We start from the raw sequence: 23,336 nt of genomic DNA on the forward strand, positions 1-23,336 counted from the left end.
GATGTTGGGATGCTATCTGCTGCAACAGGTGTGGTGCAAGTCGACTCGCGGTTTCAGCGGGGCCGGCCTGGCGCGTTGAGTCGGGCCATGAGTTCGCGGTTGGTAGCGCGGGCGGCGGCGAGGTCTTCGTCGCGTTCGTCGAGTTGTTGTTGTTGGTCGAGGACCTGCTGTTCGAGATGGGTGATCCGTTGGTGGAGTGCATCGATGTCGGTTGGGGCGTCGAGCCCGGACTCGCGCCATGTTTGTTCGCCGAGTGCTTGGGAGAGCCGCTGCTCGAGTTGGCGGATGCGGGCGTTGAGCCGGGCGGCGCGTTCGTGGGCGGCGAGCAGGTCGGCCTGCAGTGAGGCTTGGGTGACCGTGGGGCCGGTGTGTTCGTCGGGGACTGGATCTGTTTGCAGCGCATGGATTTTCTCGAGTAGGTCGCGGTACCGATAGAGGAATGTGCGGTCGACTCCGGCCGCACGAGCGATCGCGGCCGCGCTGAGCCGGTCGCCGGCGGCTGCGGCTTGGTCGATCGCGGCCAGCACGCGCCGGCGTCGGCGCATCGAGTCGCCGCGACGGCCGTCGAGCATCGATCGGGTGCGTGTGCTCGACGAGACAGATTGTGCGCGTGTGTGATTCGACGTGGTGTCGGTGGTTGTGGTCATGCGGTGGCCTCCGAAGCGGGGGTTGCTGGTGCGGGTGGGGTGGCGGCGAGGGTGGGCATGCCGAGCGGGACCGTGTGGGCCGCACGATGACGACGCACGATGGCGACCGCGTCGTTGATCTGCGCTCGCTCCGTGTCGTCGAGTTCGGCGATGTCGCCTTTGATCCTGTTGATCAGTCGCCGGATTCGGGTGATCTCCTCCTCGGTGGGGGTGGCGTCGGCGCGGGCCCATTCGTCCACTCCGTCGATGGTGGCGGCCAGCCGTTCGCGGGTGCGCAGCAGGTCGTCCAGGTATGCCTGCAGGTCGGGCAGGAAGGCGATGTTGGTGCGGAAGTGATCGCAGCCGACGCAGCGGAATCGGATCGGGCAGGCACCGCCGCCGGCCTTGACGTTGGTTGGTTCGGTGCAGGTGCCGTCGGGGACGGCGACCTCGCCGATGGCGTGGCGGGCGCGCTCGGAGTCCAGCAGGGCGTGTGCGTCACGCCAGATCCGGTTGCCGTGCCGGTCGAAGCTGAGCGTGGTGACCGTGTCGACGGCGTCGCGGCGGCGGTCCTCGCCGATGCGGTAGTAGCGGCGGGTCACCGAATAGCTTCGGTGATCGAGCAGTTCGGCCAGGACGTCGATCGGGATGCCGGCGTCGGCGTGGCGTTGGGCGTAGGAATGGCTTGTCTCCGCAGTGGCTGTGTGCGGTCGGGTTCGTGTTGCGTTTGACGTGGCCGATTCTCGGCGTGGAGTTCGTCGCTGATCGCCGTTCGTGTGGCGATAACGCGAAACCGATTGTGATGGACGTCACTGCCGGGTCGGTCAGCATGGTCCCATTACCCTCTGCTGGTATTTCGGGCGATTCGACGCGAGGCGGGTGATGCCTGCCGCCGGGTCGTTGGCCGTGCGGAGCCGAAGGATCTCGTCGTGCTGGGCAGCGATCCGGGCCAGGGCCTGGCTTCGGAAGTTGGTGAGCTCCTGGATTGTCGAGTTGACGTGGGCGAGGTTGTTTTTCAGCTTCTCGACCTCCGTCTTGAGGCGTTCGATCTGTGCGGTTTTCGGGTCCGGGGTTTCTCCGGCCTGCTGAAGCTGCTGGAGGCGGTGCTCGAATTCGGCGCGTAGGTGTGCGTAGGGCCGGGTGCCGTAGAAGGCGGTGCGGTCGACCCCGGCTGATAGTGCGAGGGTCTTGATATCGCAGTTGCCGCCGGGTGAGATCTCGCCGCGCAGAAGCCGGTCCATGGCGGCGCGGATGCGGTTCTCGTTGTGGATGCGTTGGGCGGCAGTGATTCTCATGCCTGTTCCTCGGGTGCGCTGGTTCCTGTGGCAGTGTCGATGCTGGTGATGACCTGGACGGCGCGGTCGTAGTCGGCCTGCAGACGAGCGCGTTCGGCGGTTCGGGTTTTGCCGAGTTGGCCGAGGAAGGTTTTGGTGCGTTCGGCGTGCTCGGCCCAGACGGGCCGGTGGTGCTGGTGGTGGGTGGCCTGCGGGCAGCGTGCGGAGTCACACATGCCGATCATCGGCCGGTCCGCGGTCAGGGTGCCTGCAAGTTTCAGGCAGAGCGCGCGGGAGGGGTCGGTGAACCAGCAGTAGTTCGCTGGGCCGAGGTGCAGCGCCGTGGCGCGTTTGGACAGCAGGTTGAGGATGTCGCGGTCGTTGCGCTGGATCTTCGGCGCCGCAGTGGCTTTGGTGTTCGGGTCGGTGTCGATGGTGGCGAAGAATTCGGTCAGGCTGCGGGCGCCGGGTCCGGCGGGCAGGATGCCTTGCTGGTAGTTGCGGAACTCGGCCAGCACGAGCTTGAGTATGTGGTCGGCCTCGAGCTTGTTGACCTCGGCCAGCAACTCTGCTTGAGCGCCGCCCGGTCGAGCCGCGTAGCCTTCCGTTGTCGCCGCGGCGATATGTTTGAGGTGCAGTTTTGCGGCGAGGACACCGCCAGGCCGGTAAGCCATCTCCAGGGCAACCGTTCTTCTGAGCATACGCAGTGCTACTGGTTCGTCGGGGATCGGGACGAGTCCGAGACGGGCTCCGGCCGGGGAATTCACCCAGGCGCGGAACCAGAGGTAGCGGACTCGGAAGCTGAACCGGGACAGCAGGAGAACACCGTCACGCGGGTCGTCGTGGAGCTGCTCGATGAGTTCGATCGCGCGGTGGACCGGTTCGATGACGACCCATTCGTCGTCGGTGCCGCCGAGGCCCTGACCTTTGATGATTTTGCTGGCGATGCGATAGCACTTCAGGCCGGAGATCGGTTCCTCGACCGGCAGCCGACCCGCAGTTCCATCAGCTCACTGGCCCGCATTCCGGACGCGCCAGCCAGGACAACGATCGCTGCGGTGCGGGCGATGCCGACCATGGCGACCGCTTCGGACCGGTGCACTGGCAGTGTCCAAGGCAGCAAGGTCGCACCATCGGCGGCCGGGACTTCGGCGGCGTTGCGGCCGAAGATCTTCTCGACTCCGACGGTGTTGAGGGTGTCGATCAGCGGTTTGCGCAGTGTGGGCATCCATTTCGCCCAGAACTGGACGTATCCGGCCTGCCGCGCCAGGGTCCCGGTGGAGACCGGCAGCAGCGGGTCGTTCGCGTCCCAGCCAGCCTTGAGTCTGCGGTTGACGTCGTGTTCTTCGAGCATCGGCAGCGGTGTGTCGGTCGCCCTGTGGTCGGCCAGCAGCATCGTGATGTCGCTGACCATCGCCGGGGAGCCGTGACGAAGCCCGGGGGCTCCGGTAGCCCAGACACGGTCGATCTTGCGGATCTGCTCGTTCAGCTCGACAACGTGCGGGCCGAGGATCTGCACCAGGTGCAGGGCCGCGGCCAGCATCGGCTGCAGCACTTCGGCAGGAACGGCAGGTGTCTTGTTTCCGTCGCGACCAGAAGGCATTTCGGCGACCGCGGATGCTGTTGCGCCGCCCCAGGGGCGCAGATCGGCCGGAACCCGGTCGGCGGTGAACAGGTCACGGTAGTCGACCAGATCGACGATCATCTGCGCGGCTGCGCGCCGGACGCCTGGGCTCTGCTCGCCAACGATGACGCCGTCGGGGTCGATCACGTAGCGTCGGAACGCCAGGTATTCCTCGCAGAGGTGGGTGTCGAGCTCGGTGAGGGCAGTGATGCCCCGCTGATCGAGCCAGCCGAAGAACTTGCCGGCCTCGTAGAGGCGGCTGTAGCAGCTGGTCAGATGCAGTGGGGTGCGGTAGGCGCGTGGCAGACGGACCACGGCATTGTGATTCGGGGCCAGCAGCGCCAGGATCAGCTCCTTGGCGACCAGCCGCCAGCGGGTGTCGGTGATGGTGGTGAAGTCGAATCGGCGTCGGTAAAGGGCCATTTGGACCGGGAGCCCGACCACGTCGGTGAAATCCCACAGGTCGTCGTCGAATACCGGTCGTGGCGTGCCGCCCGGCAGCGTGAGCCCGGCGTCGCGGCAGATGTCCGCGCCGGTGAACGGCGACCGTGGTTGAACGCCGGGTGCTGCGGTCGCGATTGTGCTCGTCATGCGGTGCGTTCCTCTGGGCGCAAGGGGATTTCGTCGTCGCTGTCGGTGACGCGTGCGGCTGCGACAGCGAGTTCGGCGGGGTCGAAGCGGTCGAGGATCTGGTCGATCCGGGCGGCGTAGGGGCCGAAGACGGTCATGAAGTGGGCGGCGGGCATCTGCTGCCACTGGCGCGAGAAGAATGCCTTGAGCCGCAGCAGGTTCACTGCGTGCCGCGGAGCGAACACCGCCAGCGGGCAGAGCAGGCAGACCCAGGGACGTGCCGGGCATGGTTTGCCTGCCGGCCCGTGTAACCCGGCCAGCTGATCGGCGCAGGCTGCGGTGAACACATCCCGCGCGCCACCGACCAGCTCGGCGAGCACGCCTTCGTCGAGCTTCATCACCGCCAGCAGCTGCGGGTAACCCTCGGCGAGCGCCGCCGCGTCTTCCTCGGTGATCACGGCCGGAGGGTGCGCGCGGCGGAGGATGTCGTGCTGGGCGTCGGCGATGATCGTCTCGACGGCGTGGCGTTGACCGGGAGTCGTCGCCGACAGGTAGTGGTCACCCTCGACCGCGGGCGTGTGGTTCGGGTCGATCGTGGCGCGCGCATTCCCGGTCCAGGACTTCTTGTCCCGCATCGCGTGATGGGTGGTGCGGATGCGGGACCGGTGCAGTTTCATCGGCTGACCGTCGTCGCCGACGATGCCATGGCGGCGCATCCACCGGCCAATCGCGGACCGGTTCACGTCATCGAGGCGGCGGGAGTAGCCGGGCTGGCTCATCCCCAACCACAGCGTGGTGCGCTCGTCCGGCGGCACGAAGCTGCGCAACAGCGCCGAGTGCGCCAGCCACTGCTCGAGCAACCGCACCGCCGGCCGCGGCAACGTCGCGCTCTCGGCGGCGGTGCGCCGTTTGATATAGGACAGCAGAACAGTCGAATCCCCGGCCCAGTCGATGTCCCCGATGTCCAAGTCGGCGATGCCGTCGGGGACGATGCCGGAATAGATCCCGAACAGCAGCCGGTAGGCGATCACGACCTCGAGATGCGGGAACATCGCCAGCGCAGCCTCGTGGAAGACAGCGATGACTCCTCGATGACGGAAAACGTTGATGGACATGCCAATTTCCTCAGCAGCTTCGCTGCTGCCAAGCGGGCCGAGTGTCGACAACAGCCAGCAGAAGTTCTGATGAGTCCACGCACCCGTGCCCGGATGCCGCCCTCCGGCGGCGGACGCCAGCGCGCGCCGATGTGCCGCGTAGGAGTCGTCGACCTGCTGTCGGCAGGCCATGGTCAGCCGCTGCCATGCGCCCTCGGAATAGGGCGGCAACGGGCGCCGATTGCGCTGAATGTTGAAGTGCCGCCCTGCGGCCAGCTCCAGCACCCCCTCGCCGAGACGGCCGCCGGATCGCGCATAACCTTCCACCAAGTACCGAGTCAGCGCCTCCAGCCAGTTCGGGCCCGCCATCCAGAACTGCGCCAGCTGTCCGCGCCGCAGATCGCCGACACCGCCGGTGAAACCCTGATCAGAAAGTGTTCGCACCATCCTGTGCAACCCACGCACGTACTGGTCGACGGTGCCAGCAGTATCGACGCTGCCGTGAGGATGGATCAGCTCCACCAACCCGGTGGCCAGATCACGCACCAACCCGGGGTTCGGCAACCCCGTGAGATCGAATGCAGCTCTGCTGCCGTCGCTGAACACGCAGGCCAAACGCAGCGGATCATCGAGCACCGTCGTCGGCATCACAGCTCCTCTTCGGTGTCGTCGTCGAACTCGGCGTCGGCTTCCCGCTGTGCGGCGGTATCCTCGGTGAGTCCCGCTGCGGCTCCGGCGGTTTCGTAGGCTTGCCGGTAAATCCGCGTCGTATCAAGACGTTTCAGGTATTTCTCGGTCGTCAGAACCGTGGAATGCCCGAGCAAATCGCGCAGCACCAGCAGCGGGTCGGCCTTGGTCAGGTAGAACACCAGCGCTGCGTCGGCGTCGGTGTCGCATACCAGCTTCGCTGCCTGTCGGTAATAGCCGGTCACCAGATATTCCAGCGTCTGCATCGAGAACGAGTGGCGGAGTCGGTGCGGGTGGACGTGCGGGAACCGTGGTTCGAACCGTGCGCGGATCCGGTCGGAGGTGCGTTCGAACACCGTCGCCCACGCCGTGAACGGGCCACCATCACCCTTCACCGCTAGCAGGCACGACCCGCCCTCGGGTGCCACCAGCCGCCGTCGCTCGGCCGGGGTGAGCGACTCCCAGGACCGGCGGACGCCGTTGATCCGGCCGCCACGGGCGTCCGGTTCGGTGACCTGCAGCGGTTCGCCCCGGCGTCGTGGTGGCCGCCAGGCCGATCCGTCGGTGACGGCAGCGCGGTCGAGCTGCAGGTAGTCGTGCAGCCCGGCCAAGGCGTCGTAGGAGATCCAGGTGGTTCTGAACTTGCGGCCCTTGGTGATTCCCGCAGGCACCGGAAACGGGATCGGGATCACCGTCGGCGCCGGCGGCAGAGCCGGGATTTCCCACGGCAGCAGATGTGTGAACTCGCCCAGCCGCAACCCGGTCGCCAGCGCGAGGTCCCCGATCGCGGCGTTGCGGGTCATCTCCCGGCCCGCGAACCCGGTGTCGCGGGTGCCATCCGGCGCCAAACCGCGCAACCCCTTCCGGAACAGGTCGGTGAAGTCCGGCTCCAAATACTTGATGGTCACATGCGGTTTCGGGGTGCGGCGCACCGCCAAGTTCACCCGGACATCGCGGCCGGTGCCGGCGAAGACCGCTCGCGCGGATCGGTAGGTGAACGGCTCCGCCTCGGCGTATCCCTCGTCCATCGCCCACCGGTAGAACAGCGACAGGATGCTCATGTGCTGCGCCCACGTGGTCGCCGCGAATCTCGCCCGGATTGCTCCGGCGGCGCGGTGCTCGGCGTATCGGCTCAGCCCTGCCTTGAGCCGGTCTCGCGAATCGAACAGGCCCACACCGTGTTCGGCGAGGAATTCCGTCCATTCCTTGACCGCCCGCGCGTAGTTCTCCCACGAACTCGGCGCCGGAGCCCCGCTGGCCGGAAGCAGCCGCAACCACCGATTGATCACCGTCGTCGGCCGCGGCACGGCCGGGCCGTCCTCGAACAGCAAGTCGTCATCGATCAGCACCGGCATCCCCTCTGGGATCACCGGCCGGTGCTCGACACCCCAGGACTGCCAGCCCTGCGACGAGAAAAAGCTCAAGATCACGACTGGAGACCATACAAACACCACACGGCCTCACCAAAGCAGAAACGCCGAGCACGCCCGGGCCTTTCAGGCCAATCGCAACACGGGAACTAAGCGGGGACAATGTGCCGGTAGGCGTAGGGCACGATCTTGGTCATGTCAAACTCGACTCCATCGCGGGTGCGCAGTGTCGGCAGGTCGGCCACCCAGTCGCGGTGGCGCGCCTGCAGGGTGGTTCTGCTGATTGCCTTGTGCCCGTCGGGATTTCGATAGGGCGTGGGCAGCAGCTTCAGCTTCGCGGCCAGGGTGTGGGGGAAGCGTTGACGGATTCGTTGTTGTTGGCCGGTGATCACCGCGGCGGTGGCCGTGCTGATCGGCAGCCGTCGGCCGAGCCGGTTGGCTTTGATGTTGTCGTAGACCAGTACGTCGCCGCCGTCTTTGTCGCGGGCCAGGCAATCCAGCGGCAGATTGAGGATGTCCTCGGGGCGGCGGCCGGTGTCGATGCCGATCTGGGTGGCGACCCTGACCTCGACGGGTTCGAGGGAGTCGAGGTTGGCGCACAGGACGGCCATGATCTCCGGTGGCAGGCATCGGCCGGGCTCGCCGCGTTCGGGGTCGGCGGGGATGTCGGCGCGTTCGATGGCGCAGTCGCCGGGCAACCCGGCCGCCGGCCGTCCGGTTCTCGTCAGCCCCAGGGATCGGATCCCGGCCAACACCTGCCGCATGTCACGGCAGATCATGTTGCGGCGGTAGCGACCGATCTGGCCGGTGAACTCCAGATGGCCGAGCCGGTTGAGGAATCCCTCCAAGTCGGTCCGGCCCAGCGCGGTCGGGTCAAGCCCGTGATCGGGTCGGCGATGCAAGTGCTCGGACAGCAGCCCGATGCTGTTGATCTTGCCGCGAACGCGAGAGGCGCCGCTGCCGCGGTGCTGGGGCAGTTGCTCGGCAGCCCACCGCTTCGCGGCCCCGGCCAGCCAGGGCTGGGTGATCTTGGTGAACGACAGCGTGCCGGGGTACCGAAGATCGCCAGATCCCAGCGGTCCTTATCCTGCTCGACACCCGGATCGGCCAACACGCGGCGGGCGTCGCGGGCGAACGAGGCCAGCACCGAGCGTGCACGCTTGCCGGGAGCCAGGCCCGGATCGCAGTCGTGGATCGAGCCGACCTGGTGGCGACGCAGCGTGTCGCAGACCGCTCGCAGCACAACGTCGGTGAGCCGCAAGCCATCCCTAACACGGGTCTGCAAGCCCGTCAGCACTTCCACAACTACCAGGGAAGGCAGCGCCCGCAGGTTGACCTGCCCCGGCTCGGCCACGCCCGATTCCCGGACCCGCCACCACTGTTCATCGAGTTCGGCATGCTCTTGCTGGTCCACGCTCCATCGCTGATAGTGGGTCGTGCAGTAGCCGATCGCGCCGTCGGCCGTGCGGGTGCACGCCGGCACCAGGCATGCCGGCAGCGGCGGCCTTGGCCGCACTCGCGGATCGCTCACGAACTGTTCCAGCGAGATCGGGATGCGCCTGCCCCGGAACTGTTGGGCGTGCGGTTCACACATCACCGCGTCCCGCACCGTCGGCGTGCACCGGCACTGCGGGACGGCGCAGCGTTCCGCGGGAACCGGTGCGGCGGGCAGGCTTTCGGCAGCGGCGATGTCCTCGACGCTCATGCCCATGCCGGTCAGCCTGGTGAAACATCGGTGGCAGATCTCGGGGGCGTCGTTGTGGACGGTTCCGACGCATCGTTCCACCCGGCACACCTTCCGGCCGAGCAGCCGATGCTGCGCGGGCAAGTACAGCACCCGGGTCACCGGATCCCATCCGGCCTCGTCAAGCAGTCCTTGGTCCAGCGCCCTGGCCAGGTGCGTGGCCGCGCCACTCAGGGCGGCCCCGTCCAACACATGCGCGAACTTGCAGGATTCCTCATCGCCCGGGATCGTCCTGGCCGACGTCACGGCGGTCACCGGCTCGCTCCGGTCTGTTCGCGGGGGCTGGGCACCGCGTCCACCGCGGCCCGCAGTCGAGATGCGTCCGGATGCAGGTAGATCTGGGACGAGGAGACAGCCGCGTGTCCGAGCAAATCAGCGACCACGTCGATACCGGCCCCGGCGTCGACGACGTTGCTGCCGTAGGCGTGTCGCAGCTGGTGCGGGCGGACCGGGGTGTCCAATCCGGCCCGGCGGGAGACCGCTGCCATCAGCTCGCCGATCGCGTCGGGCCGCATCGGCGCGCCGACGCGGCCGCGGAACAGGTTGACGAACACGAAATCACTACCCGCCGCGGCCGGAACTCGCATGCGCTCGAACTCGTAGACGTCGAATGCTTGCACGACAAGGAAATCCAGCGGCACCACCCGCTGTCGGCGCGATTTGGCCCACGCCCCGTTCGGGTTGTCGTCTCGGCGCACCACATGCAGATGCGCCCGAGCGACCTCGCATCCCAACCGGCGCGAATCCACCAGCAGGTGCACATCACTGCGCCGCAGCCCGCACACCTCGCCCCGACGCAGCCCGCCCCTGGCCATCAGCAGCACGATCAGCTTGTCCCGCGTGGACCGGCAGGCCCGCAGCAGCGCGACGATCTGCTCATCGCTGGCCCGATCGATCGTCGTTTCCGGTTCCCGCAACCGGTGCCGGGCCCGCATCCGCCATGCCAGGTGGCCATCGTCGTTGCGGGCTTCCGCCGGCAGGTCTCGGTCATCGGCCACCTCGTACAGCATCGACACCAAACCCGCCGAGCCGTTGCCGGTCGCGACCGCGTGCACCACCATCCCCCGCACCGCGGTGAGCACCCCGTTGATCCGCGATGGGCCCCGCGCCGGGGCGGCCCCCGGACCGGCCAACACCACTCCCGAAGCGACGTCATCGACGCCCGCTGGCCAGCGGTCCGGCATGGGCCAGCCACGTCATGAACAACGCGAACTGCTCGACACCGGCCTGCCAGGACCGGCCCGTCCTGGCGCACCAGCGCAGGAACAACGCGATCGCGTGTGCATACGCCTTCGTCGTGGATTCCGCGCCGTCGCGGCCGAACCGCTGATGCCGCAGATACTCATCGGCGATGCCGACTACCTGCAGATCCTCATCCAGCACCGTCCAATACCGTTGCCCGGACGGCAAACTCACCGGAAACGCTCGCATGGGCCCTCGCTTTCAAGTCGACAGTCAGAAACGACTACCAGCCACGAGCACCACACCCACGGAGAAACGCCGCACCGCCCACCAGATCACCCACTACGAGCGACGTCATGCAACAGGTCGCAGACCCCCGGAGAAGGCTTGCGGCGCCAAGAGGCGGTGGGGCTAGACCTGGTGGATCTGAGATCGAATCCAAAGCTACCGTCCTACGGGCGTTTTGGCGGCGTATTCGTCCGATTCGGAAAAGCGTCCCGCGGTAGTTCGCCGAAGCGACGCGTCGTGCTGACGGTGCCGGAAATGGACTGGATTGTCCAGGTTTTCGAGTCCTACCTGGAGGAGGTTCGTCCATGCTTTCGAGCGGGCCGGCATCCGGCGTTATGGGTCACCGAACGTTGCGGCCGTCTCTCCAGACGCGCCGCGAACGAGGCCTTTGTGGCTGCGCGTGACGCCGCGGGGTTGCCGCAGGAGCTGGACCTGCATTCGCTGCGCCAGACCCTACGTCACACACCTGACCGAATTCGATTACCCGGAGCGCTTCGTGCAAGTTCTCTCGAGCCCGCACAGGGGTGTCCACGACGTGCAACACGCACGTGGCGTTGGCGGCGATCTTCGTGGCGGAGGTGGTTATCTGCAGCGGTCCATCACGCAGATTCCACGGAGGTTTGATGCTTGTGCAACGGGTACTGATGCCCACTTCGTCGCTTGAATCCTGGACGGTCCTCGGCGACGGAGGCGGCTCGGTGGAGCCAATCGAGCGCTACCTGGCCTATCTGACCGACATCGAGCGGTCCCCGAACACGGTCAAGGCCTATGCGCACGACCTGAAGGACTGGTTCGTCTTCCTCGACGCTCGCAGCCTGAACTGGCGCGAGGTCCGATTGGAGGATCTCGGGGAGTTCGTGTCCTGGCTGCGGCTGCCGCCGGCTGGCCGGGCTGGCGCAGTGGTGCTGTTGCCCTCGGCTGAGCATCACTGCTCTGCGGGAACCGTCAACCGGAAGCTGGCGGCGATCAGCGGCCTCTACACGTTTCACGCCCGGCACGGAGTCGACCTCGGCGACTTGGTCACTGAACTGCACCCAGGTCGGCGCCGGCGCTCGGGATGGAAGCCGTTCCTCTACCACCTGAGCAGCGGCCAGCCGGAGCGGCGGCGCACGATCAAGCTCCGGACCCCGCGTCAGCATCCGACCATTCTGACCGCCGGTCAGGTGCAGGCGATCCTAGATGCCTGCATCCACCTGCGGGATCGCTTGTTGTGGGCGTTGTTGTGGGACACAGGGATTCGGATTGGTGAAGCGCTAGGTCTGCGTCACGAGGACGTGGCCGCTGCCGAGGGTGAGTTGACGGTCGCGCCGCGATCCAACGACAACAGGGCGCGCGCCAAGTCGGCGACACCGCGCACCATCCCGATCAGCCCGCAGCTCATCCGCCTCTACGCCGACTACCTGCACGACGAATACGGCGATCTGGACTCCGACTACGTGTTCGTCAACCTCTGGGGCGAACCGTTCGGGCACCCGTGGGGCTATCCCGCGGTCTACGACCTGGTGTTGCGGCTGCGCCGGAGCACCGGCATCGACTTCGATCCCCACTGGTATCGGCACACCTACGCCACGCGTTTGCTCCGCCAGAACACCCCGATCGAGGTCGTCAGCACGCTGCTGGGGCACTCCTCGATCGCGACCACGATGGACATTTACGGGCATCTGTCCGTCGAGGACGCCCGCCGGGCTCTGGAGGCGGCCGGCTTCCTGACCGGGCAGGAGGTGCAGTGGTGACCGCGGCAGTCCCGCCGCTACCGTCGGCTGCGGCTCCGGGCTTGCTGCGCAAGCTGGTGGCCGCGGTTCGACCGGAGTTCCGGGTGGACATCCTCGTTCCCGAGCGTGGTGCGCTGGTGTTCGACACCGCGCCGTGCCGGGTGCCGGGCTGCGTGCGCCAACCGCGCACCCGCGGGCTCTGCAAAGGCCACTACGTCGGTTGGCAGCAAGAAGGCCGCCCGGACATCGACGTGTTCGCCACGACTGCAGCACCGGAAGGGCTCGGGCGCAAAGAGCTCACGGTCTGCGCCGTCCAGGGCTGCCGGTACGGAGGTGCTCGCCGGGGTTTATGCCCACGCCACCAAGGGTTTTGGGAACGGTCCGGCATCGCCGACCGAGACGTATGGCTGGCTGCCGTTGCTCCGGTGGATGATCCCGATCATCCCGTCTGCGCGTTGTCCTATTGCACGCTATGGACGCAGGGACGGTCGCCGTTCTGCGTCAATCATCGGTCCCGATGGGCAGCGGTGGGATGTCCCGACATCGACGAGTTCATCGTGCTCTGCGAGTCCTATGGCGACGACCGGTTCGACTTCCGACCGTTCGGTGATCGCCGACAGCTCAAATTGGAGATGCAGTACGCGCTGCAGTGCCGGCACGATGAACGCCAGGTCAAGACTCCCGCTGCCGTCGCGCGTCCTGTCATCGCACTCACGGCCGCCAGTGGGGTGGCCTCGCTGCTGGACTGGCCGATGGCACGTTGGATCGAGTTCTTCGACGCCAACCACGCTGCGCAACACGGCCAGAACGGACAGCTGGCGTTTCTGCGTTACGCCTATCGCTGTCTGGAGGACCTGCACTGCGGCAGCGGGTGGGAGGCCGAGTTCCCGCGCGACGTGTGGGAGCTGCACCGGCTCGGCGTCGAGGGCCGCAAGCGGCTGCGCTTCGACGGCATTGCGCAACCGTGGCTGCGGGATCTGGCCAAGCGGTTCGCCCGCTGGCGGTTAAGCATCGGACGCAGCCCCAACCAGACCTACATCGACGTCCAGGCGGTGACGCGTTTGGCCGGCTTCTTGGCGTCCCCGCCGGTCGACATCACCAGCCTGGCCGGCATCAACCGCGCGGTATTGGAGCGCTACCTGGCCGACCTGTCCACCGACCCCCGGGCACTGCACTCCCGCAGCCGCGACATCAGCTCGCTCGGTGCGTTCCTCGACGCGATCCGCCGCCACGAGTGGGACCACGACCTGCCCGCGAGTGCCGCGTTCTATCCCGACGACTTCCCCAAACCCGCGAAACGCCTGCCCCGCGGGCTGGCCGAGCACATCATGGCCCAGGTCGAACAGCCCGCGAACCTCGACGGATGGAACAACCCCGAGAGTCGGCTGCTCACGATCATCCTGATGCGCTGCGGACTGCGCGTCGGTGACGCCACCAAGATCGCCTTCGACTGCGTCATCCGTGGCGGCGACGGAGCTCCCTATCTGCGCTACACCAACGGCAAGATGAAACGCGAAGCTCTCGTCCCGATCGACGAGGAAGTCGAGCAGGCCATCGCCGAGCAACAACAGCGGATCCTGCGCCGCTGGACCAACGGCAGCCCCTGGCTGTTCGCCGCTCCGAAGATGAACCCAGACGGCCGCCGGCCGCTGACTACGCCCTCCTACCGCGGCCAGCTACGGGACTGGCTGGCGCGCTGCGAGATCCGCGACGAGCACGGCCGTCCAGTGCATCTGACTCCGCACCAATGGCGGCACACCTTTGGAACACGGTTGATCAACCGGGACGTGCCGCAAGAAGTCGTACGGGTGTTACTCGATCACTCCAGCGGTGAGATGACAGCTCACTACGCCCGCCTTCACGACACCACCGTCCGCCGGCACTGGGAGTCCGCCCGCAAGGTCGATGCCAGGGGCCAAACCGTTGCGATCGACCCCGACGGCCCACTGGCCGAAGCGAACTGGGCCAAGCAACGGCTCGGGCGCGTGACCCAAGCATTGCCCAACGGCTTCTGCGGGCTGCCAGTTCAAAAGACCTGCCCGCATGCCAATGCTTGTCTGACATGTCCGATGTTCGTGACTACGCCCGAGTTCCTGCCGCAACACCACGAACACCGTCAGCAAGTCCTGCAGATCATCTCCGCTGCCGAGGCGCGCGGTCAGTTACGCCTCGTCGAGATGAACCAACAAGTCCTGGGAAACCTCGACACCATCATCACCACACTCGAAACCGACTCCGGTTCAGAGGAATTGGATTCTGCTGATGCGGGCTGACAACACCCGGCACCTCATCGTCGCCGCCCGACAACGCCACGAACTCACCCGAGCCAAGGCGATCCAGGCATTGAGGACCCTCGACGCCGAAGGGCGCCCGGTCACCTTCGAGGCCGTGGCTCAAGCAGCGGCGGTGTCTCGGTCCTGGCTCTACGCGCAATCCGACGTCCGAGCTGAGATCGAACGGCTTCGCGCTGCCCACCGTCGAGCACCCGCGACACCGGTCCCCGCGCGGCAACGAACCTCGGACGCCTCACTGCTACGCAGGCTCGAAGCCGCCAACCAGCGCAACCGGAAATTGGCCGAGGAGAACCGCACGCTCCGAGACCAACTCGCCCGAGCACTCGGCCAGCAGCGCACCGCATCCGAAACCACGTCAACCCGCACCCCCCGGAAACGTCTCAGCTCGATAACGATCGGTCCCTGCTGAAAGGCCTCCCCCATGACCCCACCTCAAACGTCGACGACAACGTCCACAACGAAACACCGCAGGTCAAAGCCCCGAATAGGCCAGCGGCTCAAGATAATTCAACACCAAGTCGGACATTCCTATGCGAGCACCACGTCGATCTATAGCCACGTCTGACGAGTACCGCAACCGTTTGCTCCGTGAAGCGCTCACCAAACGCGGCATTGCCGTCGGGGAGGATCAACCGTGATCAAGAAGATGGGTTATCAGTGGCGGCTGCGGGCGCTGATGGCGCAACGGGAGCTGTACCAGACGACTGATCTGGTTCCGCTGTTGGCCGAACGTGGCGTGGTCCTGTCGCGAGAGCAAGTGTTTCGCCTGGTCACTGCGCCTCCCCAACGGCTCTCAATGGACGTGCTGGCAGCGTTGTGCGACATCTTGGAATGCTCGCCCAACGACCTGATCGAAATCGAAGCCGTCAATCAATCGGTGAAGAAGGCGGCCGGGGACTCACCGCGGGAGGTGCCGAAGGTGCGGCGCACGACTGTGCGTCGACCTGACCGCAGCTCATGAGAGGATCGGCGAACTTCAGGCCCGACGCGTGGGATCGAGTCCGCGCTCACGTAGTCCGCGCTCTTGGCGACCTATCGCTTGCAGATGCCGACCGCCTCCTGAAAGCTGCTCGTGTCGACCGGCCGAAAACGCTCAATCAGGTCGACGCGTACCTGGCCGCTCATGGCGACGGAGTGCTCAACCCGGACGCGTCCTGCCCGCGGGGGCTTATGCGCTTGACGCACGTACTGGTGGCTGATGGCCACGCGTCGGTGAAGCCGCCGGCCTGTACGAATTGTCAACAGCGCGTGTCTCTGACCGCGATCGGTCCGACCGGCCGCATTTGTGGTCGCTGCAGAGATCTCGATCGATCGTTCACGTGCGCGCGATGCGCAAAGACCTCTGTCAGCAGACGCGTCAATCTTCCCGACGGACCCGTGTGCACGAACTGTTACAGCCGCGACCCGTTGTCGCGCAAGGAATGTAGCATCTGCGGACGCCTCCGTCCCCGGGCACGTCGACTCGTCGACGGCGGCGTGCTGTGTCCCACGTGCGCGCCACCGCGCCTATACACCTGCTCGGGATGCGGACAACGGCGCCGCGCCCCGTACGTGGCATCGGAAGGACGCATCTGCACGAACTGCTACGCCAAAGCCAGCACCGTGTGGGTATGCGGATTATGCGGAGCCACCCGGCGCCGCCAAAGCAGCAGCGTCCTCGGCCCGCACTTGTGCGGCACCTGCCGCGCCATCACAACGAGGACCTATTCCGGGATACGTTCACCACACTCGAAATCCACCTGCGCGTTCTGCCGACAACGGCGCGTTGTAGCCCGCCATTGGCCAGCGGGGCCTGTCTGCACACCGTGCGTGCGCAAGGCGAAGATGTACCCGTCACCATGCGCGGCGTGCGGCCAGCAGGCGGTGCTGATCGGATTTGACCCCGACGAGCGCCAAATCTGCGGGCCATGTTCTGGCTCCACGCTCGACTACCGCTGCGCCAATTGCGGTCAACCGGGTATTCGCGCGCATAATCGATGTAGCCGCTGCCACACCGCCGAATTACTGCACAACGCCTTAGCCGGGCCGGATGGCCAGATACCGGCGCAACTGAAGCCACTGGCGGACGCTCTTGCCAACGCCAATGATCCACGCAGCGTCGCCGTCTGGCTCGGCAAGAGCGCCGCCGCGGAGCTCCTCATGAATCTGGCGCGCACCGGACAGACCATCACTCACCACGCACTCGATCAGCTCCCACCCGGTGGGCATGTCAACTACGTACGTGAAATCCTCGTTCGCACAGCAGTATTGACGCCGCGTAACGAATACCTCGAACGTATCGAGCCATGGGTGGATCGCCACCTAGCCAACTATCCCGCCGAACACGCACGGCTGGTCCGCAGCTACACCATCTGGTACCTCCTGCACCGAGCCCGCCGAGCCAAACAACCACTAAGCAATCCCGGGTGTCAACGGCGGGGTGGCTTCTAGGGCGTGTCTCCCAATTTTTCGACTGTTGACCAGCCAGGATTGGCTGGTGACGCGGATTGGTGTGATTTCTGACGAGTTCTGGGCGGTGGTTGAGCCGTTGATGCCTTCGCATGAGGGCAAGCGGGGCCGGAGGTTTGGTGATCACCGGTTGATTTTGGAGGGGATTGCCTGGCGGTTTCGCACGGGATGCCCGTGGCGGGACCTGCCCGCTGATTTCGGGCCATGGAAAACGGTGTGGAAGCGTCATCACCGATGGTCGCTGGATGGCACCTATGACGTGATGTTTGCTCAGGTGGCGCACGCCTTCGGGTTCGACGCCGAGATGGCCGGCGATATCGAGAAGCTGTTGTCGGTGGATTCGACGAACGTACGGGCGCATCAACATTCGGCGGGTGCCCGGTCGGACACGCTGGCAAAAGGGGGCCCTGTCGAATTACAAGAAATCCGCCGATGAACCCGACGACCATGCAATTGGGCGTTCGCGAGGCGGGCTGACCACCAAGATCCACACCCTGACCGATCAGCGCGAAGCTGTTGTCGCGGTCCGGTTGACCGCTGGCCAGGCCGGCGACAATCCGCAGTTGCTGCCTTTGCTCGACGACTACGACCACGCCTGCGCTGAGCACGGTGTGACCGGTGGCGACTTCCGATTGCTCGCCGACAAGGCGTATTCACACCCGAGCACGCGCACCGAATTACGTTCCCGAAGAATCAAGCACACGATTCCCGAACGCAAAGACCAGATCGCCCGGCGCAAGGCCAAGGGATCGGCCGGGGGTCGCCCACCGGCGTTCGACGCCGAGCTCTACGGTCTGCGCAACACCGTCGAACGAGGCTACAACCGGCTCAAGCAATGGCGCGGTATCGCGACCCGCTACGACAAATACGCCCTGACCTACCTCGGCGGTGTCCTATTGGCCTGCGCCGTAATCCATTCCCGCGTCGGAAACAACCAATTGGGAGACACGCCCTAGGGCGTGTCTCCCAATTTTTCGACTGTTGACCAGCCAGGATTGGCTGGTGACGCGGATTGGTGTGATTTCTGACGAGTTCTGGGCGGTGGTTGAGCCGTTGATGCCTTCGCATGAGGGCAAGCGGGGCCGGAGGTTTGGTGATCACCGGTTGATTTTGGAGGGGATTGCCTGGCGGTTTCGCACGGGATGCCCGTGGCGGGACCTGCCCGCTGATTTCGGGCCATGGAAAACGGTGTGGAAGCGTCATCACCGATGGTCGCTGGATGGCACCTATGACGTGATGTTTGCTCAGGTGGCGCACGCCTTCGGGTTCGACGCCGAGATGGCCGGCGATATCGAGAAGCTGTTGTCGGTGGATTCGACGAACGTACGGGCGCATCAACATTCGGCGGGTGCCCGGTCGGACACGCTGGCAAAAGGGGGCCCTGTCGAATTACAAGAAATCCGCCGATGAACCCGACGACCATGCAATTGGGCGTTCGCGAGGCGGGCTGACCACCAAGATCCACACCCTGACCGATCAGCGCGAAGCTGTTGTCGCGGTCCGGTTGACCGCTGGCCAGGCCGGCGACAATCCGCAGTTGCTGCCTTTGCTCGACGACTACGACCACGCCTGCGCTGAGCACGGTGTGACCGGTGGCGACTTCCGATTGCTCGCCGACAAGGCGTATTCACACCCGAGCACGCGCACCGAATTACGTTCCCGAAGAATCAAGCACACGATTCCCGAACGCAAAGACCAGATCGCCCGGCGCAAGGCCAAGGGATCGGCCGGGGGTCGCCCACCGGCGTTCGACGCCGAGCTCTACGGTCTGCGCAACACCGTCGAACGAGGCTACAACCGGCTCAAGCAATGGCGCGGTATCGCGACCCGCTACGACAAATACGCCCTGACCTACCTCGGCGGTGTCCTATTGGCCTGCGCCGTAATCCATTCCCGCGTCGGAAACAACCAATTGGGAGACACGCCCTAGTCAACGTCGCAACAGTTGATGGTCTGGTGAGGTTAGCAGCGCGGTGAAAAGTTCGGCGGGACTGCGGTCTTCGAGGGTGTGGCGGGGGCGGTTATTGATCTCGTATTCGACAGCGCGCAGATGGTCGGGTGTGTAGGTGCTTAGGCTGGTGCCCTTGGGGAAATATTGGCGTAGCAGCCCGTTCGCGTTCTCGTTGCTGCCGCGCTGCCACGGCGAGCGGGAGTCGCAAAAGTAGACCGGCACGCCGAGGTCTGCGGTGATGTCGGTGTGTCGGGCCATTTCGATGCCCTGATCCCAGGTGATCGATCGGATCAAGTTCGATGGCAGGCCACCCATGGTCGTGGCGATCGCGATACGCAGGGAGTCGGCGTCACGGGTGGGAAGGTGCATCAGCCGAATCAGGCGGGTCTGGCGCTCGACCAGGGTCCCGATCGCCGAGCGCTGGTTCTTGCCGACGATGAGGTCACCTTCCCAATGCCCCGGCTGGCTGCGGTCGGCGGGAGCGAATGGCCGCTGATGGATCGACAACATCGGCTGGGCGAACCTCGGACGCCGCCGACCCGGCCGCTGGTGCGCGCGGCGATGGGTCCTGCCAGTGCGCAACGGACCCCGGTGTGACGACCTGACCTGTGGCGGCCGTATCAAGCGCGAATGGGGTTGGTACACAGCCCGGTAGATGCTTTCGTGGCACAACCACATCAATCGGTCCTCGGGGTATTCGCGCCGCAAGTGTCGGGCGATCTGCTGCGGGCTCCACCGTTGAGCGAGGAGCTCGGCGATCAGGTCACACAGGGCGGGATTCTTGTCGACCCGCCGCTGGTGACGACGCGCTCTGCGCTGAACCGCCCAGCGGTGGGCTTCAAACGGCCGGTACTGGCCGTCGCGGCGGCTGTTGCGGCGCAACTCCCTCGATACGGTCGATGGTGCCCGGCCAAGCGTGGTGGCGATCTGCCGAACACCCATGCCCGTGCGGCGCAGATCGGCGATGCCGATCCGCTCCTCTTCGGATAGATAGCGATCGCTGATCTGGCGCACAGCCAAACGATCGAGTGCGGGCACGAATCCCACGGCCTCGCCACGCCGATAGGTTTTGTACCCCCTTGCCCAATTGTTTGCTGCGGTACGGGACACACCGACTTCACGACCCGCCGCCAAGATGGACCAGCCCCGGGCGCGCAGCTCCGTAAATCGCTCACGCTTGGCGGACTGTGGCCGTCGGCCCGGGCCTTTTTTCACGCGACGCGACGATGACAACACAACCTCCAGAACCTAGAGAAGTGTTGCGACCGCCCCTAGAAACCACCCGGGGACACGGGGTCAGTTTTCAGACGACGCCGACACCGGGGCAGCACGCATTCGCCGCCAGGTGTGCGTCGCACTGGAATTCCTCGCTTGGCTCGAGACCCGGGGACGCACCCTCGCCACCATGGACCAAGCAGACATCGACAACTGGTTGGCCCACGGCACCTGGCGACACCGAGAGATCCGGCCCTTCCTGCACTGGACAACTCAGCGTCGCATCACCCACGGCGCCTCCGCGCCGGCCAACCGACCCAGCCCGCCCTCGGTGTTCATCGACGAAGCCACGCACCTCGAGCAACTCCGCCGATGCCTCAACGACAACACCATTGACATCGATGTGCGCGCCAGTGGTGCGCTCATCCTGCTGTACGGAATCACCACCATGCGAGTACTCGGGTTACGACAGAACCAGATACACACCCAGGACGGCCACACCTACCTCACCCTGCGCGACCACGAAATGGTGCTGCCTCCTAAGCTCGCCCAACTGCTCGCACAACTGCCGCGTCCAACCCGGCGCTCGACCCTGCCCGAACCCTCAACACCGGACCGGCTCCTGTTTCCCGGACGAACACCAGACCGCCCAGTCAACTCGGGCGTGTTCGGCAAGCGACTCAAACATAGCGGCCTGACAATCCGAGGCGGTCGCAACACCGGCCTCATCACAATGGCAGCCGAGTTACCGGGCGCAGTTCTGGCCGACCTACTCGCCATCGATATCGTCACCGCGACCCGCTGGGCGGCATATGCCAAACGCGACTGGAATCAGTATCTTGCCACCCGAAAAGCGGGCTCTACCTAGCAATTGCGCCTGCCCCACTAGGGTTAGCCCATTTGATCACCGGTGGTTGCCGTTACAAATATGGTGTGGGGTTTCGGGTTACCGGCCGGGTCCTCCGGGCTGTGGACGTGGCAACGGCCGCGGCTGCCGCCGAGCGCGATGGTTCATCGCGGTCCGCGATTAGTCGAATCCGGCTAGTGTGATTCTCAAGGCTTGTTCCAGTTGAATGTGGAGCGGTGGACTCGTTTTGGTGTCCGTGCTAAGCCAGCGCCGAAGTATGAATTGTGCAGTGGCCAAACCCGTGTGGACCAGCAGCGAGGGGCGGATGTCGGTCACCGCGTCGACGTCCATATGCGTAGCGACCAGTTCGATGAGCCGGTGGTTATCGTTCTCGCTGATCAGCGCCGATTCGCCCAGTAGGTGGGGGGCGGTCCGGATGGCTTCTCGCCAGTATTGCAGATTCTGATTTGCTTTGTCCCAAGCGGTTTCGATAAGCAGACGCATCAGAGTTTCGGTTGCTGATGCATCGGACGGCTGGGCGCGGTAGGACGCAACGATTTCGGCGACCGTTTGCCGGACGGGTGCGACAAGCAGGTCTTCCTTGGTGGGTGCGTAGCGGAAGTAGGTACTGATCGAGATTCCGGCCGCGGCCGCGATGTCCTCGGTTGTCACGGCAGCGAATCCGCGTTCGGCGAAAAGCTGGTGTGCGGTGTTCTGGATCTCGGAGATCAACTCGGCGCGGCGTCGGTCCCGTAACGAGCGGATGTTTGCTGACGGCATGCCATCACCTTCGTCAATGTGACATTCCAACTGCATTATGAGCTATGGTACGAACAGTAGCGTAGCGAAACCGAAAGTACTGGGGGTATTTCCTTGCCGGTGTCGCAGCGTCGGGTGCCGTGGGTTGCGTGGGGAATTGCGGCTACCCGCATGAGTATTCGCTGCCGAGTGCGCCCGGAAGCGTCCGCCGATCGGGTCCGCGTTTCGCACCGCGGTCTGGACGGCACAGCTTCAGTACCCACTCATGGCTGTGTCACCAGTACGCTCGTGCTAGCCCCGTTTACCGCACTCGCGGCTCTTGCAGTTGCGCTTGCGGCTGCACGCATATCCAACGGTCTGCAAAGACATCGTCTTCCCCGAAGGGGGATTTGAGGAATGTCATCCCGCCACCTCCTCGTCGAAAGGTCTATCCCCGAAGTGAAGTCGTAGTGTCGGTTGACGTACCGTTCCGCGCGGCGCCAGATTCCGAGACCGGTACCGGGGGCAGCACCGCAATCCTCGATGCTGCCCGAGCGGTCGCAACGGCGGGCGGTTTCAAGGCCGTGCGTCTCAAGACGGTGGCCAAGCAAGCTGGCATCACTGTCGGGTCACTGTATGACCATTTCGCGTCGAAGACCGACCTGCTGGTGACGCTGCTCGCCCGTGAGTTCGAGCGGGTGAATCAGGAACGCGACTGGAGCACGTGCGCCGCTTCCCCGAGTGACCGACTGGGATCGTTGACAGCGCGGCTCCACGACGAGTGGCAGCAAAACCTGCAGCTCACCGAGGCCGTGGTTCGGGCATTCGTTATGGCGGGCACAGACGAAGCCTTGACAGTGCAACACGCCGCCGACGTCGTCGAAAGCATGCTGGCGCGCACGGTTGGTGGGCCGACGCAGGGAGCTTGCGAGCGACAGATCGCCGGAGTCATCGCAGATATCTGGCTGGCCAATCTAATGGCTTTCGTCGTCGGACGGGCGACAGCAGCGGAGGCGCGCGAGCGCATTGATCGAGGTCTGCAGCGCATTCTTGCTGCGTGGAACGCGAGCAAGAGCGCATAGCAATACTAATAGTATCGGTGCGCTACTAGCGGTAGCATAGGTAGGCGACTCGCTGGTGCGTCGAAGGGAGTGGTTATGTACACGCAATGGATCGAGCAGTGCACCGTGCAACGAGTCTCGCTGCACGAAGGGCTGGTAGTCGACCTGGACGATCACAACCAGCTGGTGATTTCCCGACCGATGCGGCTGACCCTCCCTCCGGCAGCAGGCTGGCCTGAGGAAGAAGTGTTGATCGACCCTATCAATCTTTCGGCCGAGGAGCGGCCACTGTTGGACCTGGCCGGAGCGATCTGCACGCGTGCCTGGTGCGACGACGACGGTGCGCTGCATCTGTGTTTCTCCCGCGGCCACCGCATCGATGTCGACCCGGATGCGGCGGCGACTTCGTGGGAGCTCTATGGCAAGTGCCACGGCTACATGGCGTGTCTGCCGCGGGGTCGAGTCCGGGTGATTCGGCACGACCTTCCTGTTGACGAGAATGACTTAGACGCAACACAATCAGTGGCCATGGCGCATCAGTAGCCGCGCGCCTGGCGACAGGACGGCACAAGCGCCGAAGGCGTGCGAACGATAGATCGAGCCATCTCGAT

Annotated in this window: 21 protein-coding genes and 3 pseudogenes; 11 read left to right on the forward strand and 13 right to left on the reverse strand. The window is 65.3% G+C overall.

Annotation, left to right across the window (positions count from 1 at the left end):
- Nucleotides 1–53: 53 nt before the first annotated feature.
- The 11 genes from AB8998_RS03785 to AB8998_RS03835 form a co-directional block, all read right to left on the reverse strand.
- Entirely contained in the window at nt 54–572 is a 519-nt protein-coding gene (locus tag AB8998_RS03785) for a hypothetical protein (RefSeq protein ID WP_073877504.1), read from the reverse strand.
- Nucleotides 573–643: 71 nt separating this feature from the next.
- Nucleotides 644–1,228 (reverse strand): hypothetical protein, encoded by a 585-nt coding sequence (locus AB8998_RS03790; RefSeq protein ID WP_007172183.1) that lies wholly within the window; start codon nt 1,226–1,228, stop codon nt 644–646.
- A 222-nt stretch (nt 1,229–1,450) separates the two neighbouring features.
- The gene (locus AB8998_RS03795; RefSeq protein WP_007172184.1) at nt 1,451–1,921 is read right to left on the reverse strand and encodes a hypothetical protein; all 471 of its coding nucleotides are present in this window, start codon (nt 1,919–1,921) and stop codon (nt 1,451–1,453) included.
- Nucleotides 1,918–2,574 (reverse strand): hypothetical protein, encoded by a 657-nt coding sequence (locus AB8998_RS03800; RefSeq protein ID WP_369736888.1) that lies wholly within the window; start codon nt 2,572–2,574, stop codon nt 1,918–1,920. Before AB8998_RS03800 ends, AB8998_RS03795 begins: the two co-directional genes overlap by 4 nt.
- Nucleotides 2,575–2,858: 284 nt before the next feature.
- Nucleotides 2,859–4,115, reverse strand: a complete 1,257-nt coding sequence (locus AB8998_RS03805; RefSeq protein WP_369736889.1) for a hypothetical protein — start codon at nt 4,113–4,115, stop codon at nt 2,859–2,861.
- Nucleotides 4,112–5,836 carry a hypothetical protein gene (locus AB8998_RS03810; RefSeq protein ID WP_007172186.1) on the reverse strand — a complete coding sequence of 575 codons (1,725 nt, stop codon included), beginning with the start codon at nt 5,834–5,836 and terminating at the stop codon, nt 4,112–4,114. Before AB8998_RS03810 ends, AB8998_RS03805 begins: the two co-directional genes overlap by 4 nt.
- Nucleotides 5,836–7,305, reverse strand: coding sequence for a tyrosine-type recombinase/integrase (locus AB8998_RS03815; RefSeq protein ID WP_162839945.1), 1,470 nt, complete (start codon nt 7,303–7,305; stop codon nt 5,836–5,838). The genes AB8998_RS03810 and AB8998_RS03815 overlap by 1 nt, the downstream gene beginning before the upstream one ends.
- Nucleotides 7,306–7,394: 89 nt before the next feature.
- Entirely contained in the window at nt 7,395–8,024 is a 630-nt protein-coding gene (locus AB8998_RS03820) for a hypothetical protein (RefSeq protein ID WP_007172188.1), read from the reverse strand.
- The gene (locus tag AB8998_RS03825) at nt 8,021–9,244 is read right to left on the reverse strand and encodes a hypothetical protein (RefSeq protein WP_007172189.1); all 1,224 of its coding nucleotides are present in this window, start codon (nt 9,242–9,244) and stop codon (nt 8,021–8,023) included. The genes AB8998_RS03820 and AB8998_RS03825 overlap by 4 nt, the downstream gene beginning before the upstream one ends.
- Entirely contained in the window at nt 9,241–10,173 is a 933-nt protein-coding gene (locus tag AB8998_RS03830; protein ID WP_007172190.1) for a tyrosine-type recombinase/integrase, read from the reverse strand. Before AB8998_RS03830 ends, AB8998_RS03825 begins: the two co-directional genes overlap by 4 nt.
- The gene (locus tag AB8998_RS03835; protein ID WP_225325868.1) at nt 10,142–10,405 is read right to left on the reverse strand and encodes a hypothetical protein; all 264 of its coding nucleotides are present in this window, start codon (nt 10,403–10,405) and stop codon (nt 10,142–10,144) included. Before AB8998_RS03835 ends, AB8998_RS03830 begins: the two co-directional genes overlap by 32 nt.
- 150 nt (nt 10,406–10,555) lie before the next feature.
- On the opposite strand from AB8998_RS03835, the pseudogene AB8998_RS03840 reads away from it, so the two are divergent.
- The 8 genes and pseudogenes from AB8998_RS03840 to AB8998_RS03875 form a co-directional block, all read left to right on the forward strand.
- Nucleotides 10,556–11,123 (forward strand): annotated as a pseudogene (locus tag AB8998_RS03840) (tyrosine-type recombinase/integrase); the annotation flags it as partial.
- Complete coding sequence (locus AB8998_RS03845; protein WP_007172192.1) at nt 11,083–12,192, forward strand: tyrosine-type recombinase/integrase; 1,110 nt, start codon at nt 11,083–11,085, stop codon at nt 12,190–12,192. The pseudogene AB8998_RS03840 and the gene AB8998_RS03845, both read left to right, overlap by 41 nt.
- Nucleotides 12,189–14,444: a tyrosine-type recombinase/integrase gene (locus tag AB8998_RS03850; protein ID WP_007172193.1), complete on the forward strand. Its 2,256-nt coding sequence runs from the start codon at nt 12,189–12,191 to the stop codon at nt 14,442–14,444. Before AB8998_RS03845 ends, AB8998_RS03850 begins: the two co-directional genes overlap by 4 nt.
- Nucleotides 14,434–14,874: a DUF6262 family protein gene (locus AB8998_RS03855; RefSeq protein ID WP_007172194.1), complete on the forward strand. Its 441-nt coding sequence runs from the start codon at nt 14,434–14,436 to the stop codon at nt 14,872–14,874. The genes AB8998_RS03850 and AB8998_RS03855 overlap by 11 nt, the downstream gene beginning before the upstream one ends.
- A gap of 225 nt (nt 14,875–15,099) precedes the next feature.
- Entirely contained in the window at nt 15,100–15,426 is a 327-nt protein-coding gene (locus tag AB8998_RS03860; RefSeq protein ID WP_007172195.1) for a helix-turn-helix domain-containing protein, read from the forward strand.
- Between the two features lie 848 nt (nt 15,427–16,274).
- Nucleotides 16,275–16,895: a hypothetical protein gene (locus tag AB8998_RS03865; protein ID WP_007172196.1), complete on the forward strand. Its 621-nt coding sequence runs from the start codon at nt 16,275–16,277 to the stop codon at nt 16,893–16,895.
- Between the two features lie 46 nt (nt 16,896–16,941).
- A pseudogene (locus AB8998_RS03870) lies at nt 16,942–17,869 on the forward strand (IS5 family transposase).
- 46 nt (nt 17,870–17,915) lie between these two features.
- A pseudogene (locus tag AB8998_RS03875) lies at nt 17,916–18,843 on the forward strand (IS5 family transposase).
- On the opposite strand, the gene AB8998_RS03880 reads toward AB8998_RS03875, so the two are convergent.
- Nucleotides 18,844–20,100, reverse strand: a complete 1,257-nt coding sequence (locus AB8998_RS03880; protein WP_420492635.1) for an IS30 family transposase — start codon at nt 20,098–20,100, stop codon at nt 18,844–18,846.
- A gap of 169 nt (nt 20,101–20,269) precedes the next feature.
- On the opposite strand from AB8998_RS03880, the gene AB8998_RS03885 reads away from it, so the two are divergent.
- Nucleotides 20,270–20,947: a hypothetical protein gene (locus AB8998_RS03885; RefSeq protein WP_174814221.1), complete on the forward strand. Its 678-nt coding sequence runs from the start codon at nt 20,270–20,272 to the stop codon at nt 20,945–20,947.
- A 159-nt stretch (nt 20,948–21,106) separates the two neighbouring features.
- On the opposite strand, the gene AB8998_RS03890 is transcribed toward AB8998_RS03885, so the two are convergent.
- Nucleotides 21,107–21,706 carry a TetR family transcriptional regulator gene (locus AB8998_RS03890; RefSeq protein WP_033717415.1) on the reverse strand — a complete coding sequence of 200 codons (600 nt, stop codon included), beginning with the start codon at nt 21,704–21,706 and terminating at the stop codon, nt 21,107–21,109.
- A gap of 428 nt (nt 21,707–22,134) precedes the next feature.
- Between AB8998_RS03890 and AB8998_RS03895 the strand changes: the two genes are divergently transcribed.
- Nucleotides 22,135–22,746: a TetR/AcrR family transcriptional regulator gene (locus AB8998_RS03895; RefSeq protein ID WP_007172200.1), complete on the forward strand. Its 612-nt coding sequence runs from the start codon at nt 22,135–22,137 to the stop codon at nt 22,744–22,746.
- Between the two features lie 75 nt (nt 22,747–22,821).
- Nucleotides 22,822–23,268: a DUF6188 family protein gene (locus AB8998_RS03900; RefSeq protein ID WP_007172201.1), complete on the forward strand. Its 447-nt coding sequence runs from the start codon at nt 22,822–22,824 to the stop codon at nt 23,266–23,268.
- Nucleotides 23,269–23,336 lie beyond the last annotated feature (68 nt).

The organism is Mycobacterium sp. HUMS_12744610, assembly GCF_041206865.1.
In the GTDB taxonomy this organism is placed as follows: domain Bacteria; phylum Actinomycetota; class Actinomycetes; order Mycobacteriales; family Mycobacteriaceae; genus Mycobacterium; species Mycobacterium servetii.

What these genes read in the sequence shown, in the direction of transcription:
- AB8998_RS03885 (WP_174814221.1), top strand. Translation starts at nt 20,270, where the DNA reads ATGGACCAAGCAGACATCGACAACTGGTTGGCCCACGGCACCTGGCGA.
- AB8998_RS03785 (WP_073877504.1), bottom strand. Translation starts at nt 572, where the DNA reads ATGCTCGACGGCCGTCGCGGCGACTCGATGCGCCGACGCCGGCGCGTG.
- AB8998_RS03830 (WP_007172190.1), bottom strand. Translation starts at nt 10,173, where the DNA reads ATGCCGGACCGCTGGCCAGCGGGCGTCGATGACGTCGCTTCGGGAGTG.
- AB8998_RS03805 (WP_369736889.1), bottom strand. Translation starts at nt 4,115, where the DNA reads ATGACGAGCACAATCGCGACCGCAGCACCCGGCGTTCAACCACGGTCG.
- AB8998_RS03810 (WP_007172186.1), bottom strand. Translation starts at nt 5,836, where the DNA reads ATGCCGACGACGGTGCTCGATGATCCGCTGCGTTTGGCCTGCGTGTTC.
- AB8998_RS03800 (WP_369736888.1), bottom strand. Translation starts at nt 2,574, where the DNA reads ATGGCTTACCGGCCTGGCGGTGTCCTCGCCGCAAAACTGCACCTCAAA.
- AB8998_RS03890 (WP_033717415.1), bottom strand. Translation starts at nt 21,706, where the DNA reads ATGCCGTCAGCAAACATCCGCTCGTTACGGGACCGACGCCGCGCCGAG.
- AB8998_RS03845 (WP_007172192.1), top strand. Translation starts at nt 11,083, where the DNA reads ATGCTTGTGCAACGGGTACTGATGCCCACTTCGTCGCTTGAATCCTGG.
- AB8998_RS03820 (WP_007172188.1), bottom strand. Translation starts at nt 8,024, where the DNA reads ATGATCTGCCGTGACATGCGGCAGGTGTTGGCCGGGATCCGATCCCTG.
- AB8998_RS03900 (WP_007172201.1), top strand. Translation starts at nt 22,822, where the DNA reads ATGTACACGCAATGGATCGAGCAGTGCACCGTGCAACGAGTCTCGCTG.
- AB8998_RS03795 (WP_007172184.1), bottom strand. Translation starts at nt 1,921, where the DNA reads ATGAGAATCACTGCCGCCCAACGCATCCACAACGAGAACCGCATCCGC.
- AB8998_RS03855 (WP_007172194.1), top strand. Translation starts at nt 14,434, where the DNA reads ATGCGGGCTGACAACACCCGGCACCTCATCGTCGCCGCCCGACAACGC.